Annotated in this window: 15 protein-coding genes; 5 read left to right on the top strand and 10 right to left on the bottom strand. The window is 60.0% G+C overall.

Going from position 1 to position 16,813, the window contains the following annotated elements:
• Positions 1–332: 332 nt before the first annotated feature.
• Together AC3WL8_RS19240 and AC3WL8_RS19235 are read left to right on the top strand one after the other, a co-directional pair.
• Complete coding sequence (locus AC3WL8_RS19240; RefSeq protein ID WP_492378637.1) at positions 333–1,145, top strand: NAD(P)H-dependent oxidoreductase; 813 nt, start codon at positions 333–335, stop codon at positions 1,143–1,145.
• A 30-nt stretch (positions 1,146–1,175) separates the two neighbouring features.
• Positions 1,176–1,631, top strand: a complete 456-nt coding sequence (locus AC3WL8_RS19235) for a VOC family protein (protein ID WP_492378636.1) — start codon at positions 1,176–1,178, stop codon at positions 1,629–1,631.
• A 411-nt stretch (positions 1,632–2,042) separates the two neighbouring features.
• Here the strand turns inward: AC3WL8_RS19235 and AC3WL8_RS19230 are convergent, their stop codons facing one another.
• The 7 genes from AC3WL8_RS19230 to pruA all read right to left on the bottom strand — a co-directional run bounded on the left by AC3WL8_RS19230 (position 2,043) and on the right by pruA (position 10,395).
• On the bottom strand, positions 2,043–3,215 hold the full coding sequence (locus AC3WL8_RS19230) for an NAD(P)/FAD-dependent oxidoreductase (protein WP_492378635.1): 1,173 nt from the start codon (positions 3,213–3,215) through the stop codon (positions 2,043–2,045).
• A 34-nt stretch (positions 3,216–3,249) separates the two neighbouring features.
• Positions 3,250–3,993 (bottom strand): ABC transporter ATP-binding protein, encoded by a 744-nt coding sequence (locus AC3WL8_RS19225; protein WP_492378641.1) that lies wholly within the window; start codon positions 3,991–3,993, stop codon positions 3,250–3,252.
• The gene (locus AC3WL8_RS19220) at positions 3,993–4,817 is read right to left on the bottom strand and encodes an ABC transporter ATP-binding protein (RefSeq protein WP_492378634.1); all 825 of its coding nucleotides are present in this window, start codon (positions 4,815–4,817) and stop codon (positions 3,993–3,995) included. Before AC3WL8_RS19220 ends, AC3WL8_RS19225 begins: the two co-directional genes overlap by 1 nt.
• Positions 4,814–6,157 carry a high-affinity branched-chain amino acid ABC transporter permease LivM gene (gene livM, locus AC3WL8_RS19215; RefSeq protein WP_492378633.1) on the bottom strand — a complete coding sequence of 448 codons (1,344 nt, stop codon included), beginning with the start codon at positions 6,155–6,157 and terminating at the stop codon, positions 4,814–4,816. Before livM ends, AC3WL8_RS19220 begins: the two co-directional genes overlap by 4 nt.
• Positions 6,157–7,071, bottom strand: coding sequence for a branched-chain amino acid ABC transporter permease (locus AC3WL8_RS19210; protein ID WP_492378632.1), 915 nt, complete (start codon positions 7,069–7,071; stop codon positions 6,157–6,159). Before AC3WL8_RS19210 ends, livM begins: the two co-directional genes overlap by 1 nt.
• Positions 7,072–7,178: 107 nt before the next feature.
• Positions 7,179–8,282, bottom strand: coding sequence for a branched-chain amino acid ABC transporter substrate-binding protein (locus tag AC3WL8_RS19205; protein WP_492378631.1), 1,104 nt, complete (start codon positions 8,280–8,282; stop codon positions 7,179–7,181).
• Between the two features lie 562 nt (positions 8,283–8,844).
• Positions 8,845–10,395: an L-glutamate gamma-semialdehyde dehydrogenase gene (gene pruA, locus AC3WL8_RS19200; protein ID WP_492378630.1), complete on the bottom strand. Its 1,551-nt coding sequence runs from the start codon at positions 10,393–10,395 to the stop codon at positions 8,845–8,847.
• 407 nt (positions 10,396–10,802) lie between these two features.
• Here pruA and AC3WL8_RS19195 point away from each other — a divergent pair, with 407 nt between their 5' ends.
• Both AC3WL8_RS19195 and AC3WL8_RS19190 read left to right on the top strand, forming a co-directional pair.
• The gene (locus AC3WL8_RS19195; RefSeq protein WP_492378629.1) at positions 10,803–11,546 is read left to right on the top strand and encodes an AraC family transcriptional regulator; all 744 of its coding nucleotides are present in this window, start codon (positions 10,803–10,805) and stop codon (positions 11,544–11,546) included.
• A 562-nt stretch (positions 11,547–12,108) separates the two neighbouring features.
• Positions 12,109–13,089 carry a LysR family transcriptional regulator gene (locus tag AC3WL8_RS19190; RefSeq protein ID WP_492378628.1) on the top strand — a complete coding sequence of 327 codons (981 nt, stop codon included), beginning with the start codon at positions 12,109–12,111 and terminating at the stop codon, positions 13,087–13,089.
• Here AC3WL8_RS19190 and AC3WL8_RS19185 read toward each other — a convergent pair.
• Positions 13,068–13,961 (bottom strand): HpcH/HpaI aldolase/citrate lyase family protein, encoded by an 894-nt coding sequence (locus AC3WL8_RS19185; protein WP_492378627.1) that lies wholly within the window; start codon positions 13,959–13,961, stop codon positions 13,068–13,070. The two genes, AC3WL8_RS19190 and AC3WL8_RS19185, sit on opposite strands and share 22 nt — an antisense overlap.
• A 302-nt stretch (positions 13,962–14,263) precedes the next feature.
• Between AC3WL8_RS19185 and AC3WL8_RS19180 the strand changes: the two genes are divergently transcribed.
• Positions 14,264–14,722, top strand: coding sequence for a VOC family protein (locus AC3WL8_RS19180; protein ID WP_492378626.1), 459 nt, complete (start codon positions 14,264–14,266; stop codon positions 14,720–14,722).
• Between the two features lie 144 nt (positions 14,723–14,866).
• Here the strand turns inward: AC3WL8_RS19180 and AC3WL8_RS19175 are convergent, their stop codons facing one another.
• On the bottom strand, positions 14,867–15,358 hold the full coding sequence (locus AC3WL8_RS19175) for a hypothetical protein (protein WP_492378625.1): 492 nt from the start codon (positions 15,356–15,358) through the stop codon (positions 14,867–14,869).
• A complete protein-coding gene (locus tag AC3WL8_RS19170) occupies positions 15,358–16,725 on the bottom strand; it encodes an MFS transporter (RefSeq protein ID WP_492378624.1) in 1,368 nt (455 codons plus the stop codon). Before AC3WL8_RS19170 ends, AC3WL8_RS19175 begins: the two co-directional genes overlap by 1 nt.
• Between the last annotated feature and the right edge of the window lie 88 nt (positions 16,726–16,813).

Below are 16,813 nucleotides of genomic sequence, written 5' to 3'. Positions count from 1 at the left end.
CTCTGTGCAAATCATGGGTCAAAGGAAGACGTCGCGTAAGTGATTTAATGGAATGATTAAATATTCCATTTTGTGATTATTTCGGTGGTGCAAAGCTTGGGGCGTAGGTGACGCAATGACGGCAAGAAAAAGGATGAGAGTTTTCCAGAAGAGCACGGCTGCCCTTAGCCCTGCACGGATGTGTCCCAAGCCGCACGTGCCTTTCCGTGCTTTCGGCCGGCCTGCGGGGGAACGCCCTCCTGTTCTATGCAAAAATCCGCAAATCCTTGCCTAAAGGAATGCAAGACGCGAATGGCCATTGCGCGGAAAATCAGCCAGCATCGAGCACCCCCTTGGACGAAACCAACATGAACGTTCTTATCGTTTTCGCACATCCCGAACAGAACTCGTTCAGCGCCGCGCTGAAGAAAACCGCGGTGCAGACGCTGACGGATCTCGGGCATCAGGTAACCGTCAGTGACCTGTACCAAATGGGCTGGTCTCCCGCCATCGGCCACGCAGACTTTCCGCACGAGCGCGCGGATTCGGAATACCTGGATCTGTCACGCGAACAGGAACACGCGTTTGCCCACCACACCCACAGCGCAGACGTCGCCGCCGAGCAGGAAAAAGTCAAAGCTGCAGATCTGGTGCTGTTTCAGTTCCCTGTCTGGTGGTTTTCAATGCCGGCCATCCTCAAGGGTTGGGTGGATCGGGTATTCAGCCGCGGTTTTGCCTATTCGACCGGCCGCAAGTACGAGTCGGGGCACTTCAAAGGCAAACGCGCCATGATTTGCCTCACCACCGGGACTGCGTCGACCCTTTACGAGCCCAACGGCATCGACGGCGATCTGCACCATATCCTCTGGCCGATCCACAACGGCGTTCTTGGCTACACCGGCTTCACCGTCCTGCCTCCGTTTGCCGCCTGGATGCCCGCGCGCGTCACGCAGGAGGACCGCGAAGCCTATCTGGACGCCTATGCCGACCGGCTGAAGTCGCTCGATACGGTTGAGCCGCTCTACTTCCACCCGTGGGGCGACTACGACGAGACGCAGCGCCTGAAGCCCGGCGTCGTGGCACGTTCCGGCGTGCAATGGAATCCGCGCGCAGGCCAGACTTTCGAGGAATCGGCAGAAGCATTCGCCCAGCAAGCCGGTAACTGATCGACAGCCTGCCGCAACGGGAAGTACGCCATGAAAAAGACAGACCTGTTTCAGACACTGCATCATGTCTGCGTCGTCGTACGTGACATGGACAAGGCCGTCGCCTACTACGAGTCCATCGGGGTTGGCCCCTGGCACGCGTTTCCTTCCCTCGAAGCATTCCGGGGCGAACTTGACGTGCCAGACGCCGATGCGTTCGTGAGGCTGCATTATCGATACGCGAACCTGGGCAACGTCCAGCTTCAGCTCTGCGCGCCACCGGCCGGCAATACGCCGCAGCGGCACTTCCTGGATACGCGTGGAGAGGGCGTCTTCCATCTCGGCTTCACCGTACCTGACTGTGATGACGCAGAAGCGGAAGCGACCGGACTCGGGCTGCCGATCAAGATGCGCGGTCGCTTGCCGAACCGCAGTGGATTTACTTACTTCGACACAGCGGACAAGGGCGCCGGCGTGACGCTGGAGATTCGTGCCAGCAAGACATAGCGCGCTGCCATCGAAACAAAGTCTTCGGCGCTCGCTATTCCGGGCCCGGCATTCGCCTTAGCGAAGCCGGGCCCGGGCGCTTTCACAGCACGAGACTGGCTGAGAGCATGCTGACAGAAACACAAGCACTGCTCCCATTCCCTGGCCAGGCCATCCGCCTCCCCCTTTTCGTCAACGGCAACGCCAGACTGGCAGCGATCAGCGATACCGCATCGGGACGCTGCTGGCGCTGTGCCTTTCGGCCCGGACCCGCCCAAGGAGTTGACGCACGGGTCCCGCGTCAGGGCTCAGGAAACCGTAGCCGCTCGACCGATCACATCTTGGCCGTATAGAAAAGGCCCTTGAGGCTATCACCTCAAGGGCCGGCTTACCGCGACGGTATCAATGCCAGGTGGCTTCCCCCGTAAGGTCTCAGTACACCACCGACTCGAGCAAAGGCTCCTGTTTGCGAATGCGGTCGAAGCCCAGCGGTGACACATCGATCGTCCGATACCGCCTGTTCACGATCCACTCCGCGATCGCCCGGCCCGTGGCCGGTGCGTGCATGACGCCGTGACCGGAGAAGCCTGTCGCAAACAGGAAATTCTCAATCTCGTCATGCGGACCGACCACACCATTGTGGTCCAGCAGGTTCATCTCGTAGTGGCCAGCCCACGCCCGCAGCAGCCGCGTACTCTCCATCGCCGGCACCCGATGCGCCAGGTACGGCCAGACAATGTCCTCGAAGAGGTAGTGATCCGGTTCAAAGTCGCCCTCGGCGCGGGGATCCCGGTGTTCCTCCGGCGCGATGCCGGCGATGAACCCGTCGCCTTCCGGGCGGATCCAGACGCCCGAGTTGTCGAACAGCATGGGAAATCCCTCAGTCGGCACCGGCGCCTTGATATGGAAGACAGTGCGCTTGCGCGGCTCGACCGGCAGTGCGATATCGAGCCAGCTCGCTACCTTTCCGCCAGCGGGGCCCGCTGCGTTCACGCACCAGTCGCAAGCCACCACGCTGCCATCGGCGAGCCGCACGCCCGTGACACGACCGTTGCGCGACTCGAAGCCGTTGGCCTCGGCAGTGACATACTCGACGCCGAGCTTCTTCGCCTCCCTCCGCACAAGCTGGAGCAGCGCCCAAGCATCGAACCAGCCTTCATTGGCGGCGCCGTACGTCGCGATGCCGATATCTTCAACGTTCAGCCACGGATAGCGCGTCTTCGCCTGCGCCGGCGTCATGATATCGATGGTCGCTCCGGCTTCAATCTGCGAATGCGCCGTCGCGTACATGGCATCCTCGCCCTCCTTCGTGCCGAGCATCAGATAACCGCGCTCGTCAAATCCAATGTCCGCGTCGTCGCCAAACCACTGCTTGATCTCTCGGAACATACCGGCACCGAAGAGGCTCATCCCGATATTAAACGGGCAGCCAAACTGGGTACGGATGGACGACGCCGACAGCGCCGTCGAACAGTATTGGTAAGTCGGGTCGCGCTCAATGACTTTGATCGTCCCGGCAAAGCCTTCCCTGCGCAGGAAGAAGGCGGTAAAACTTCCGATGATGGCGCCGCCGATGATCGCGACTGTGGCAGTTCTCTGGTTCATGATAGGAAAAAGGAGAAGTAACTGAATCGGTTGATCAGGCCACGGCTGCCGAAACCGTATCGTTGCGCGGCTTTCCGCCTTCGAGGTAAGCCGCACGGACTTCCGGGCTCTGCAGCAACTCTCGCCCGGTCCCGCTCATGACAATGCTGCCCTGCTGGAGAACATAGGCCCGATGTGCAACGCGCAGCGCCTGGTTGGCGTTCTGCTCGACCAGCAGAATCGTCATGCCGTACTCCCGATTGAGCATTTCGATGATCTCGAAGACTTTCCGAATATAGATCGGCGCAAGACCAAGCGAGGGCTCATCCATCAGCAGCAATTTTGGATGGCTCATCAGTGCCCGTGCGATCGCCAGCATCTGCTGCTCGCCGCCCGATAACGTACCGGCCATTTGGGGGCTACGTTCTGCAAGGATGGGGAACATCTCGAACATGCGCTGCAGGTCGGCGCTGCGGGTGCCCGGATCAGCGAACGTTGCGCCCATCAGCAGATTCTCGTTCACGGTCATGCGCGGAAAGATACGCCTGCCTTCAGGAGAAATGGCAATGCCACGCCTTGAAATGTCGTGTACGCCGAGACCCTGCAGCGACTTTCCCTGGAACAGAATGCGGCCCCTTCTGATGCGCGGCGCACCCAGTATGCTGGTCATCAAGGTCGACTTCCCAGCCCCGTTCGCGCCGATCAGCGTCACCGTCTCGCCCTCGTGGACGGATAGCGATACGCCCCTGAGCGCGTGGACATGCCCATAGTGCGCATGCACATCTTCAATCTGCAGAATCATGCTGCGGCCTCCATTTCGGGACCGCGTTCCGGTTCACCAAGGTACGCGGCCACAACATTCGGATCATTTTGAACTTGCTCTGGCGAGCCTTCGGCGATTTTCTTGCCAAAGGACAGCACATGGATATGGTCAGACACGTTCATGACCACGCTCATGTCATGCTCGATCAGCAGGATGCTCAAACCTGCCTCCCGCACGAGCCGGGTCAGCAGTTCATTGAGTTCCGCGGACTCCTTCGGATTGAGACCGGCGGCCGGCTCATCCAGGCAAAGCAGCACCGGATCCACGCACATGGCCCGGGCAATCTCCACCTTGCGCTGCAGACCATATGGCAGTGCACCGGCAGCCATATCCGCGCAGTCCTCCAGCTTCAGTGCCTGAATGCCGCGATAGGCCTTCTCCATTGCCTCCTCCTGGGCGCGTCGGTACCCCGGTAACGCGAACAGGCCCGCGAGGCTGAAGCGGGAAGCCTTCTGCAGCGCATTGTGCTGGGCAACCACCAGGTTCTCCATCACGGTCATCTTCGGGAACAGGCGGATGTTCTGGAAGGTCCGAACCACTCCCGCTTTCCGCGTCACGTCATGGCTCGGCAAGGACTCTAGATGCAAGTCGCCATGATGCGGGTGCAACATCCGGATCGAACCGGCCGTTGGCTTGTAGAACCCCGTCAGGCAATTAAACAACGTCGTCTTGCCAGCGCCATTGGGGCCAATGACGGAGGTAATCTGGCCCTCACCGACCGTCAGTGACAGTCCTTCGATCGCCTTGATGCCGCCAAAGCGCATTTCCAGTCCGTCTACGGTGATTAGCGTTCGTCTCATCGACCGTTCTCCACCATGGTTGCACCGGTCACCGGAATGGCACGGTTGGATGCGGCCCGTTTGCGCAAATAGTGCTTCAGCGTCAGTGTCGGCTCCCGGACAGACATCAGACCGCCCGGACGCCAGACCATGATGAGAACCATGGCTGCACCGAACAGCAGCATCCGGTACTCGGCAAAGTCGCGGCCAAGCTCAGGCAAGAGCACCAGCACCAGCGCAGCCAGCACAACGCCCAACTGACTGCCCATGCCGCCGAGGACGACGATGGCCAGGACCGTCGCGCTTTCGCCAAAAGTGAAGCTCTCCGGCGAGATAAAGCCCTGGCGTGCCGCGAAGAACACGCCCGCGAATCCGCCCAGCATGGCGCCCAGGGCAAACGCCGAGAGCTTCACATTGGTGACATTGATACCCAATGCCTTGCACGCAATCTCGTCTTCGCGCATAGCCTCCCAAGCCCGACCAACCGGCAAGCGGCGCAAGCGAAGGACCAGCACATTGGTCAGCAAAGCGAGCGCAAAGATCAGGTAGTACAGAAAGATCACGCGATGATCGCTCGAGTACTCCAGCCCGAAGACACTGGAGAACGTCGGCGTATCCCCGGATCTGCTGAACGGCAAACCGAAGAAGGTGGGCCGCGGAATGGAAGAGATTCCGTTCGGGCCGCCAGTCAGATCAGCCCAGTTGAGTATCACCAGACGGATGATCTCGCCAAAACCGAGCGTCACGATGGCCAGGTAGTCACCGCGCAGACGCAACGTCGGATAACCCAGCAGGATCCCGAAAATTGCCGCGAACAGGCCGGCAAGCGGAAGACAGACCCAGAACGACAAACCGAACCCGATGGACAGCAGCGCGTAGCTGTACGCGCCGATGGCGTAGAAGGCCACGTAACCAAGATCCAGCAGCCCGGCAAGGCCGACGACGACATTCAGGCCCCAGCCGAGCATCACATAGATCAGCACTGTGGTCGCGATATCGACAAGATAGCGGTTACCCGAAAACACGATCGGCAAAGCCACGGCGACGCCAAGCGCAATCCAGCCGGCCGCTTTGGTGAGCGGCAGCGGTTCACGAAGCTTCGGCAATGCTGGCGCCTTCATCGCCTTGCGAAGGTGCAGGCGTTCAAGAACGAGCGTTTGCAGGAAGCGCGCAATGAATACGATGCCGACGGAGATGGCCAGTGCATCCCAGCGGGTCTGCAACTGTAACTTCCCACCCGCGTCGGTCGTGGTAAGGCCAATTAGCGGGATACCCAGGACAGCGCCGACCAGCGCAACCCTGACGGCATCTCCCAGCCGTGATCGGATACCGCGGGATCCGGAAACATGAAGTGTGCTCATCAGACTTTCTCCACTTCCGGTCGGCCAAGCAGTCCACAAGGCCGCACGACCAACACCAGAATCAAGATGACAAAGGTTGCAACGTCCTTGTACTCCGCCGAGAAGTAGCTCCCCCAGAACGACTCGATCAGGCCGATCAGGAGCCCCCCCAGCATCGCACCGGGAAGCGAGCCGATGCCACCGAGTACGGCCGCGGTGAATGCCTTCACGCCTACCAGAAAGCCGATGCTGAAATCCACGACGCCGTAGTACAACGTCACCATGGTCCCGGCGATCGCCGCAAGGCCGGCGCCGAGCATGAAGGTCAGGGAGATTGTGCGGGCAACATTGATGCCGAGGAAGCCAGTCATGGTCCTGTCCTGCTCGCATGCACGCTGCTGACGGCCAAAGGACGTTCGCGTGATTAGCCAAGTGAAGCCCCCCATCAACAGGAACGTCGCCACGACGATCAGGATCTGGACGTAGGACAGGTAGACGGTCGAATCACCATTGCTCGCCAGTTCGATCCCGCCCGTAATGACCGGCGCCAGCGCCTTTACGCGAGCACCCTGGCTAAGCTGGACGAAGTTCTGCAGAAAGATCGAAACGCCGATCGCCGAGATCAGCGGAGCGAGGCGCGACGCGCCGCGCAAGGGGCGATAGGCCACCCGCTCTACCGCCCATCCGTATGCGGAGGTGAACAAGATCGTGAGGAACAACACCACGACCAGCGCAAGGGGGACCGAAGTCACGCCGAGCGCCGTCATCAGGGTGAAGCCGGAGATGGCAATGAAGGCGCTGATCATGAACACCTCGCCATGGGCAAAGTTGATCATGCCGATGATGCCGTACACCATGGTATAGCCGATGGCGATGAGACCATAGACGGCACCCAGGGTCATGCCGTTGATGAGCTGCTGTAATGCGAGATACATGAAATGGACTCCAACAACCGCTATCGCAACCTGTGCAGCGCCACGCAGGACGCTGCCATTCCAAAGCAAATGGCAGCAACTCGGTCGTCCCGAGGTGCTGCATCCCCTTAGTTTGCGTAGCCGTACTGGTTTCCGCTCCAGCGATAGACCACATAGCCCGGCTTGGTGAGGTCGCCCTTGCTGTCGAAGCTCACCGGGCCGACCACCGTCGAGTACGCGCCGCTGCGCAGGGCCTTCTGGACGGCCTCCGGCTTGGCGCTGCGCGCACGCTCGGCTGCCTGCGCAAAGAGCTGGATCGTGGCGTAGGAGTACAGCGTGTAGCCTTCCGGCTCAATCTTGGCCTTGCGGAAACGCTCCACCACATCGCTGGCTTCGGCATTCTTGCGCGGATCCGGGCCGAATGTGAACAACACGCCGTTGACCGCGGAACCCGCTGCGGACAATAGCTCCGTGTTAGTCAGGGTATCGCCACCCATGACGGCGAGCTTCAGCCCGGCTTGGGCCGCCTGGCGCAGGATCAGCCCGAGTTCGGTGTAGTAGCCGCCGTACGCCAGCACTTCGATGCCGGACGCCTTGAGCTTGCTCACCAGCACGTTGTAGTCCTTCTCGCCCGCTGTGATCGACTCGCGCAGCGCCACCTTGGCCTTCTGATCGGCAAGGCCCTTCGCGACTTCATCTGCCAGCCCCTTGCCATAGGCACTCTTGTCGTCGACCACGGCGATCTTCTTCCCGCTGAAGTGCTTTGCGAGATAGGTGGCGGCGACATTGCCCTGCTGATCGTCCCGGCCCGTCACGCGGACAATGTTGGCAAACCCGCGGTCCGTGACCTTGGGGCTGGTTGAGATGGTCGCCATCGGAATGCCTGCGTCGTTGTAGACCTCCGAGGCGGGGATGGTGGAGCTCGAACAATAATGTCCGTCGACGAACACCACGCCCTTGTTAACGAGAGTGTTCGCCACAGAAACTGCCTGCTTCGGATCGCACACGTCATCGCCGACGACCAGCTTCAGCTTCTGGCCCAGGACGCCACCCTTGGCATTGATGTCGGCAATTGCGAGTTCCGCGCCGTTGCGCATCTGTTCCCCGCCCGACGCATACGGGCCAGTCATCGGTCCTGCAACACCAATCAGCAGATCCGCCCAGACCGGATTGCTCACCCCAAAAATCAGTCCGGCCGCGCAAACGCTAGCCGATAGCAGCTTCTTGCTCATCTCGTCCCTCACTTGGTACGTTCACTTGCGGGTCTTCATGCAATAGCGTTCGCCATGCATGGACCGCGCTTTGGCCATCCCCCTCTCGGCAGATCGCCAGCCTTGTGTTCCGAAGCCGTCGTTTTGACAACAGCTTTGGTGAGCGAAATTCTGCTAGCTATCGCGCCTGGCCGCTTGCATTCAGCCAGAGCAAGATTTGCGGCTTTCTGCATAACGATCTGCGCGCAACCCGCATAAACATTGGGGTATCCGCTTAGGGGTTATTACCTATTACGCACAACTATGGGTCTTGCGGCACATGATCAGTGCGGCAGCGGCGCGGTATCGGTGCTAACACACGGACGCTGCAAGGCCATCGTGCCGCCGCGCACCGTACGTGCTCAAATTTGGGTCTGAGCACCCGATATGAATGGCAGCAAAGGAGGGGGCCTGCGCCAACCGCGTTGCGTCCTTTGAAGACTTATCGGGCATGCCCACGGAGTGTTCATCCAGACTGTCGCTGCAACCCAAAAGAAAAAAGGTGCGCCCGCGGACGCACCTTTTGTTTCTACGCTAATACTTGTCAGAAGCGCTCGGCGACCGCCTTCATTTGCAGGAACTGCAGCAGGTAATCGGGCCCACCCGTCTTGGTGTCCGTACCGCTCAGGTTGAAGCCGCCGAACGGTTGGACGCCCGCCAAGGCGCCGGTGCACTTGCGGTTGAAGTACAGGTTGCCTACATGGAACTCGCGGCGAGCCTGCTCAATGCGAGTGCGATCGCGCGAATAGAGGGCGCCCGTCAGCCCATAGACAGTGTTGTTGACCGCCTTCAGGCCTTCTTCGAAGTTCGCAACGCGTGTCACTGCCAGGAAGGGGCCGAAGACCTCCTCCTGGAAGATGCGGGCGTCCTGCGCGACATCGCCGAAGATGGTCGGAGCGAAGAAATAGCCCTCCCCCTCCAGCCGCTTGCCGCCGGCCAGCAGCTTGCCTTCGCCCTTGCCAATCTCGATGTACTCCGCAACCTTTTCTGCTTGTGCCGCATTGCACACAGGGCCGAAATCCGGGTTCGTGTCGGCAGCACCCACGCGCAGTTCTTCGGCGCGCGCAACGACCTTTGCCATAAGCTCATCGTAGACGGAATCGACCACGACCAGCCGCGAGCACGCCGAGCACTTCTGGCCGGAATAGCCGAACGCGCTCTGGATCACGCCCAGTGCGGCAGCATCGAGGTCGGCGGTCTCGTCCACCAGGATCGCGTCCTTGCCACCGAGTTCGAGGAACACACGCTTGATCCACTTCTGGCCATCGCGCAGCTTGGCCGCCGACTCGTTGATCGCAATGCCGGTCTTCAGGCTGCCGGTGAAGTTGATAAAGCGGGTCTTCGGATGATCGACAAGGTACGCGCCGATCTCGCGGCCCGTGCCCGGCAGGTAGTTGATGACGCCAGGAGGAAAGCCCGCTTCCTCGAAGATCTCGAACACCTTGGAGAGCGAAACAATGGTGTCTTCGGCCGGCTTGCAGATGACGGTATTGCCAACAACGATGGCACCCATCAGCATGCCGGTCATCAGCGCCATGGGGAAGTTCCACGGCGCGATGGCGACGCCGACGCCCAGCGGGATGTAGAAGCTCTTGTTCTCCTCGCCGGGATAGGCATTCAGGTGGCCGACGCCGTCGACAAAGCGAAGCGCCTGGCGGGCATAGTACTCGGTGAAATCGACCATCTCGGCGACTTCCGCACTGGCTTCGACGTAATTCTTGCCGATCTCGTGCACTAGCCATGCCTCCAGCTCATGCTTACGGCCGCGCATGATCTGAGCGGCCTTCAGGCATAGACGCGAGCGGTCCTCCTGGGTCCAGCGCTTCCAGCTCTCAAAGGCGGTCCAGGCAGCCTCGATGGCCTGCTCGGCATGGTCGAGGCCTGCCTTGCTGGTGTGCCCGACGACCTCGCTGGGCCGCGAGGGGTTGGTCGAGGTGAGCTTGGCCTCCGTCTCGACTTTCTTGCCGGCAATGATCAGCGGGTAGGTCTTGCCAAGTTGCGCACGAACCTTGTCGAGCGCGGTGCGCATGGCACTGAGCGACGCCTCGGTCGTGTAAGTATCGAAAGGCTCGCTTTGAAAGGGGGTAACATTCACGTCTGGAATCTCCGTATTCAGCCAGTTGACCCGAGTCGGAGGGCGCTGCCCATCCGTGCGTCGGATTTCCGCACATCATCCGCAGCAGCCGCGCTGCAACACCAGATGCGTTGACAGGGATTTTGTGGCGGCGCGAGCCGCCAGTCTTGTATGCCGGCCCGCCCAAAGAAGCGGAATCCTGCACAGCTCGCGGCAATCTGGCTCTGCCTGCGCCGTTTTCCCGGCCAAGTAACGACTGAGATATGCAGCGTGATAACATCCCCCTAAAACTCCGCAGGTTACCCCCGCAGCACGCCAGACGGCGGTATTGTGAATGCGGCTAGCAAGAGCCGCTGAACGGAAGAAAGTCATCCAGGCTTTCGCGAACGCCCCGGGCGCCGCGTACGCCTGCCTCATGCGAACAACATATGCTCGACACCAAGAATCTTCTGCATGGGATCGACCTGGTATTGGATCTTGCACTGATGGAGCAGGTATTTGACCGGCTGCCAAACGTCCTTTTCTATGTCAAGGACCGGGAGGCGCGCTACCTACTGGTTAACTCCACGCTAGTGGAACGCAGTGCGCTGGTAAGCAAGGCAGACGTGATCGGCAAGACAGCCGATGAGCTATTTGAAGTGACCGGCTCAAGCACGCTGATGCAAGACCTGAGCGTCATTCGCAGCGGCGAGCCGATTACCGATGTGCTACGCCTGTTCTTTTCCGCCGATGGGCATCGTCAATGGTGCCTCAGCTCGAAGTTTCCGGTCAGAGATGCCGACGGCCAAGTCGCAGGTCTGCTGGGTATCTCACGCATTCTTCCCCGGCCAGACGAGAAGCACGCCAGCTACAGACGCCTGCTGCAGTTCCTGAAGCGCCTGGAAGAGCCAGCGCAACCGAACCTCCGGATCAGCGAAATCGCCCGCGACGTGCAATTGTCGCTCGACACCCTGGAGCGTCTGTGCCGGGAGGTGTTCGGGCTTACGCCCAAGCAGATCATGATGCGCATGCGCCTCGATCGGGCCTGCCGCTTGCTAGAGACCACGGATGCCAGCATCACGGATATCGCGGCTGAAACCGGCTATGCCGATCACAGCGCATTCTCTCGGCAGTTCAAGGCGGCCACGCTTCTCACTCCCCTGCAATACCGCTCGGCACATCGCGCATCGTAGCGCGCGGAATCGGGACTCTGGCAGCTTGCTCCACACTTCGACGCTACAATCCGGCAATGCTCCACGTAGCACGAAAGCAATTCCGGTGACCGGTTAGACTTGTTCAGCATGAGACTTCCGATTCTCTGCCGCTTTGTCTGCGCCTACCTATCACCCGTCACAACTTTGCCCTCAACGTAACACTGCTCTCCGTCGCGGACGATAACTTTTATTTCCCGCGGGGGACGGCCACGTGCACGCAGAACTACTGCGGCGCAGGCTATGCAGGAATCCGCAAAAACCTCCCATAGTTCGCTCAAGACATTCTCTGCACAAGCGGACACTATAGGGGCGCAGCCTACCCTGGACATTGTCATTGCATTGGCACGGTCAGCAGCCAGCATCGCAATTCCGCATGCGGCGTCCGACCGACCTGCTCGCGCTATGATGCCGATAACAGCCTGTGTCCGCGCAGGCTAATGCGCCAATCCGCTCGCCCTCTCCCTTGACGACGGTATCCGCCAACGGCCCATCAGAGGCCCGGGCACGCGTTCCAACTTTCGTTGACGGTGAAGGAGTCAACATGCATTTCGATTTTGCGGACCTTCGCCTCTTTGCCCGCATCGCCGAAGAAGAGAATCTGTCCAAGGGCGCACGCAAGGCGTTCTTGTCTCCCGCCGCGGCCAGCGCGCGCCTCAAAGCGCTTGAGGACCAGCTCGGGACACGCCTGTTCTATCGCGAAAGCCGAGGACTGACCCTCACTCCCGCCGGGGAGCGACTGCTCCGCCATGCCCGCATCATAGAAAGGCAGTTCGAGCACGTGCGCAGTGAATTTGCCGAGTTCTCGAAGGACTCCGTTGGCCATATTCGCATCTTTGCCAACACTACGGCGGTGACGGAATTCATGCCCGAGGTCCTTGCTCGGTATCTGGCCCAACGACCTGCCGTTACCGTTGACCTGCAGGAAAAGCTGACACGCGACATCATTCGCGGCATTCTGGACGGAAGCGCAGACTTGGGGATCATCTCCGGCCCGGTAAACAGCGAAGGTCTGGAGGTCATTCACTTCAGCACCGACAAGCTCGTCCTTGCCACGCCGCTTAACCATCCGCTCACACGGATTGGCAAGCTCAGCCTTTCAGACACGCTGGAATATGAGCATGTCAGTCTTCACGAAGGCAGCACGCTCTACGCCTTCCTGACAGATATCGTCCAGGAGCAACGCAAACGGCTCTCCATCCGAATCCAGCTCCGGAGCTTCGAGGCCATGTGTCGTATGATCGAAACCGGCGTCGGCATCGGCGTCCTGCCGTTGTCCGCCGCCCTGCGCCACCGGCGCACCATGAAGCTCGCAATTCTTGAGCTCAGCGACGCCTGGGCGATCCGTGAGCGGGCCGTCATTGTACGAGAACTCGAAGGACTCCCGGGCTGCGCGCGTGCACTGATCGACGAGCTGATCGAGGTGGCCGAGGCAGCCGGCGGCAGCCCGGAAGGAGATGTTGCACTTGAAGCCTTCGACCTTACCCCCCCACGAAAACTGAATCAGTCCTCGCCCTCGACGTGACACAAGATCCGGTGTGCCAGGCGAAGATGAGGACGGTCGATCATCGCGCCGCCCAGCCTCGTAACGCCTGAGGCGCCAACCCCCGAGAATGCCTCGATGACCTGCCGTGCCCAGCGAATTTCCTCTTCTTGCGGCACAAAGGCACGATTGATGGCTGCGATATGGGACGGATGAGCCGCGGCCTTCGCGGTAAAGCCGTCACGTTTGGCCTGGGCGGCTTCGCACCCGATTTGCTCCCCGTCGGTCAGGCTTGTACTCACGGCGTCAATGGCATCGATACCTGCCTGGGCGGCCGCAAGCAGGCACATCGTACGCGCAACGGAGAACGGCGCCGTCAACTCCTGCCCGGCGTGCGACGAGAATGCCCCCAGGTCGGCGGCAAGGTCGTCGACACCCCACATCAACGCCCGCAGGCGCATCGGCGCATTCCTATAAGACGACAAGCCAAATACCCCCTCCGACGACTCGGTAGCCATGGCGACTATGGCTGTTTCCCACCCATCGTTCAGCAGCGCACACTCGAACGCAGCAAGGAAGTCACAAAGCCGATGCACGTCATCGACGCTCCGGCACTTCGGAAGCACGATTGCATTCGGCCGGTGCGGCACAACCGCCGCGAGATCCCGCAGAATATGGCCGGACGCGAGCCCATTGACACGCACCAACAGGGCAGCGTCCATGGACTCGCGTTTCTCCTCGAGAAATGCAACGAGTTTGCGACGAGCTTCGTCCTTGCCATGTTCCGGCACCGCATCCTCCAGGTCGAACACCAGACCATCTGCGCCGGATTTCAATGCAGCAGCAAGTTTTCGCTCACTGTCAGCGGGAACAAAAAGAAGGGAGCGTAAACGCTGTGGCATGTTGGCGTGCATACTCGCTGGTCTCCAGAGGGGCTTCGTCGACGTTGTTTCACCTGTCAATCGGGGCGGTTCCCGATCCAACCACAATGCCAGCGATTTCGCAGCCAGACAAACGGTCTTTTCCGAAACCACGTTTCGTCAATCGCGAATGATGCAGCCAACAACCATGTCTTCGGTTCTGCAGAAATCCGCACTACGATGGCCCTATAAAACCTAGACGCTCTGGTCCCTACGCAAGCAAAGTAAAAGCTCCCTCAGGCTGCGGAACAGCTTCAGGCTTCGCAAGGCCCACCTCAAGCACATGGAGATCGCACATGGCTCTGGACGACGTCTTCCACACCCTTCATCACGTTTGCATCGTTGTCAGAGATATGGATGCAGCCGTCGCATTCTATGAATCCATCGGGATCGGCCCCTGGCATGAGTTTCCATCCTTGGAGATGTATCTCGGCGAGCTTGACGTCCCCAGTCCCGAGGCTTTCCTCAAGCTACACTACCGCTACGCGAATATTTCCAACGTGCAAATACAACTGTGCGCGCCCCCGGAAGGCCCCTCACCGCAGAGGGCCTTTCTGGAAAGCCATGGCGAGGGCGTATTCCACCTCGGCTTCTCGGTACCGGACTGCGACCAGGCGGAAGCAAAGGCGATCGTCATGGGACTTCAGCCCAAGATGCGCGGCAGAGTCGCTAGCCGGCAGGGGTTCACTTATTTCGAGACCGCGGGCCACGGCGCAGGCGTTACGCTTGAGATCCGGGCTACTGATATGTCCTAGACGCTAACCCGGCATGACGTAGAGAAAGCGGGTGCCACATGCCACCCGCTTTCGCTTCCTCGGCACTTCACCAGTGCACACCGCGAGGCAGAACGGCTGAATCTGAGGCGGCACCATACTGCCGCCTCGCCGTCGTTGACCGAACTACCTTAAAACAGCCATCAGCGCGGGCAGGATGAGCTGGGCCATTGTTCGGACATCCTCCAGGTCGACATCAGCATAACGTCCTTCCGCGTCGAGCACGTTCACGGTACCAACCGTTGCGCCTCGCCATCGAACCGGCATGTTGATAACGCTGCCAAGGCCGAGGGCCGCCATCCTCTCAGGCTCGGCAAACACGGAGGTTAGATCGCTCGCTTGATGCCCTACAAAGGGCAGGCCATCGCGGATGACGGATTTCGCCCAATGTTCTGACGCCACGGCGTTGCGTACGCCCGCAGGGTAGGCGTCCGGGCGGCTCGAGTACAAGCGGGTAGCCATGGTCATCATTGAGTCGAACGTCAGTATGGTCAGAAGCTGGTGTCCCACAGATTGTTGGAGGGCTCGGTTAAGCGCTGCGAATGTCGCAACGGGTTGCTCTGGGTCAGTACCGGCTACAATGATGGAACGAAGCAGATCAGGAGTGTCGGCCTTCATTAGCTCAGCTCCTTCGCCACGATGGCTTCGAGTGACAAGCCTTTGGTTCTTGGGCCCAGGACGAAGACTGAGAGCGCGCCCGTCATCAAGATGCCGGTAGTCAGTCCGAACACTCCCTTGAAACCAAGGACCGGGAAGAGATAGCCGACAATGATGGGCGATGCGATCGCACCCACGCGCCCGATGGCGGAAGCGACACCAGCCCCCGTCGTTCGAATCGCGGTCGGGAAAATCTCCGCGGTGTACGCATAAACACCGGCGTAGGTGCCGTTCATGGCAAATGACAGACACGCCCCTGCCAGGATGATGGCCTCGTTGGTGTGGGCGACCGACATGCACAATGCGGCAATGCCGCCCAGCACCATGTAGCAAACGATGGTCGCCTGACGCCCGATCTTCTCGTTCAGCCACGCCGCGGAAAACAGCCCGGGAATCTGCGCAAGGTACATGACAAACGAGTATCCAAAGCTACGCGTGATGCTCATACCGTTTTGCACGAGCAGCCCTGGAATCCAGGTGAAGAACAGGTAATAGCTGAATGTGATCGAGAACCACATCATCCACGTCATAGCTGTGACACGAGCCTGTTTTCCGGACCACAGTGCCCTAAAGTTCGACAGGAAAGATGGTTTCGCTAGTGGCTCGTTTGTCTGGGCGGCGATGTCGTTCCCGGCTGGAATCAAGGCTTGTCCGTCGGACCGCAGTTCTGCCTCGATCTTTTCAATGACCTTACGGGCGTCGTCATGTCGGCCACGGCTTTCGAGCCACCTTGGGGATTCATCGAGGACGCGGCGCCACCAGAGCAGCATAATTACCGGCAATGCGGTGATGACAATTACGGCGCGCCAGCCTTGCTCTATGGCCGGGATGATCAGGTAGCCGAGGGCGGCCGCAGCCACGAATCCGAACGAAAAGAAGCCTGTCAGTGCACCGACGAACGTACCCCGATAGCGCCGTGCAACGAATTCGACAAGATACGGTGCGATGATCACGCTTTCCGCGCCCGTACCGAACCCGGCCACAATCCTCGCCCCCAGGAAAGCAGGCCATGAGGTGGTTACCGCACTCACGAGCGATGCAGCCGAATAGATGGCAAGTGCGTACATCATGACGCGTCGTCGCCCGAAAATATCGCCAAGCGCTCCGGCGACCAGTGCCCCGAAGAAGAAGCCGATATACGTGGCGCTGCCTAGCACACCGGTCTGCACGCTTGTGAGCCCCCATTGGGAACGCAGCACCGGTAGTACGAACGCCAAGACTGCAGCGTCCATCGCATCGAAGGTATAGCCTAGTCCACCGATGAAAAGTAGACGACGGTGGTACCTGGAATAGGCCCAGCTTTCAATTCTTGAAGATACGAATGACACGATACTCTCCACAACACCCATTAGGTCCGCGTCTTATGCGCGGCTTTGATTGCCTGGTTTTCCTGCATGCGTCACCGGCCTGCGTGGC

It is taken from the genome of Cupriavidus sp. FW305-F7 (assembly GCF_058782875.1).
Note: the sequence above shows the minus strand (reverse complement) of the source record. Positions and strands in the feature narration are given on the sequence as shown.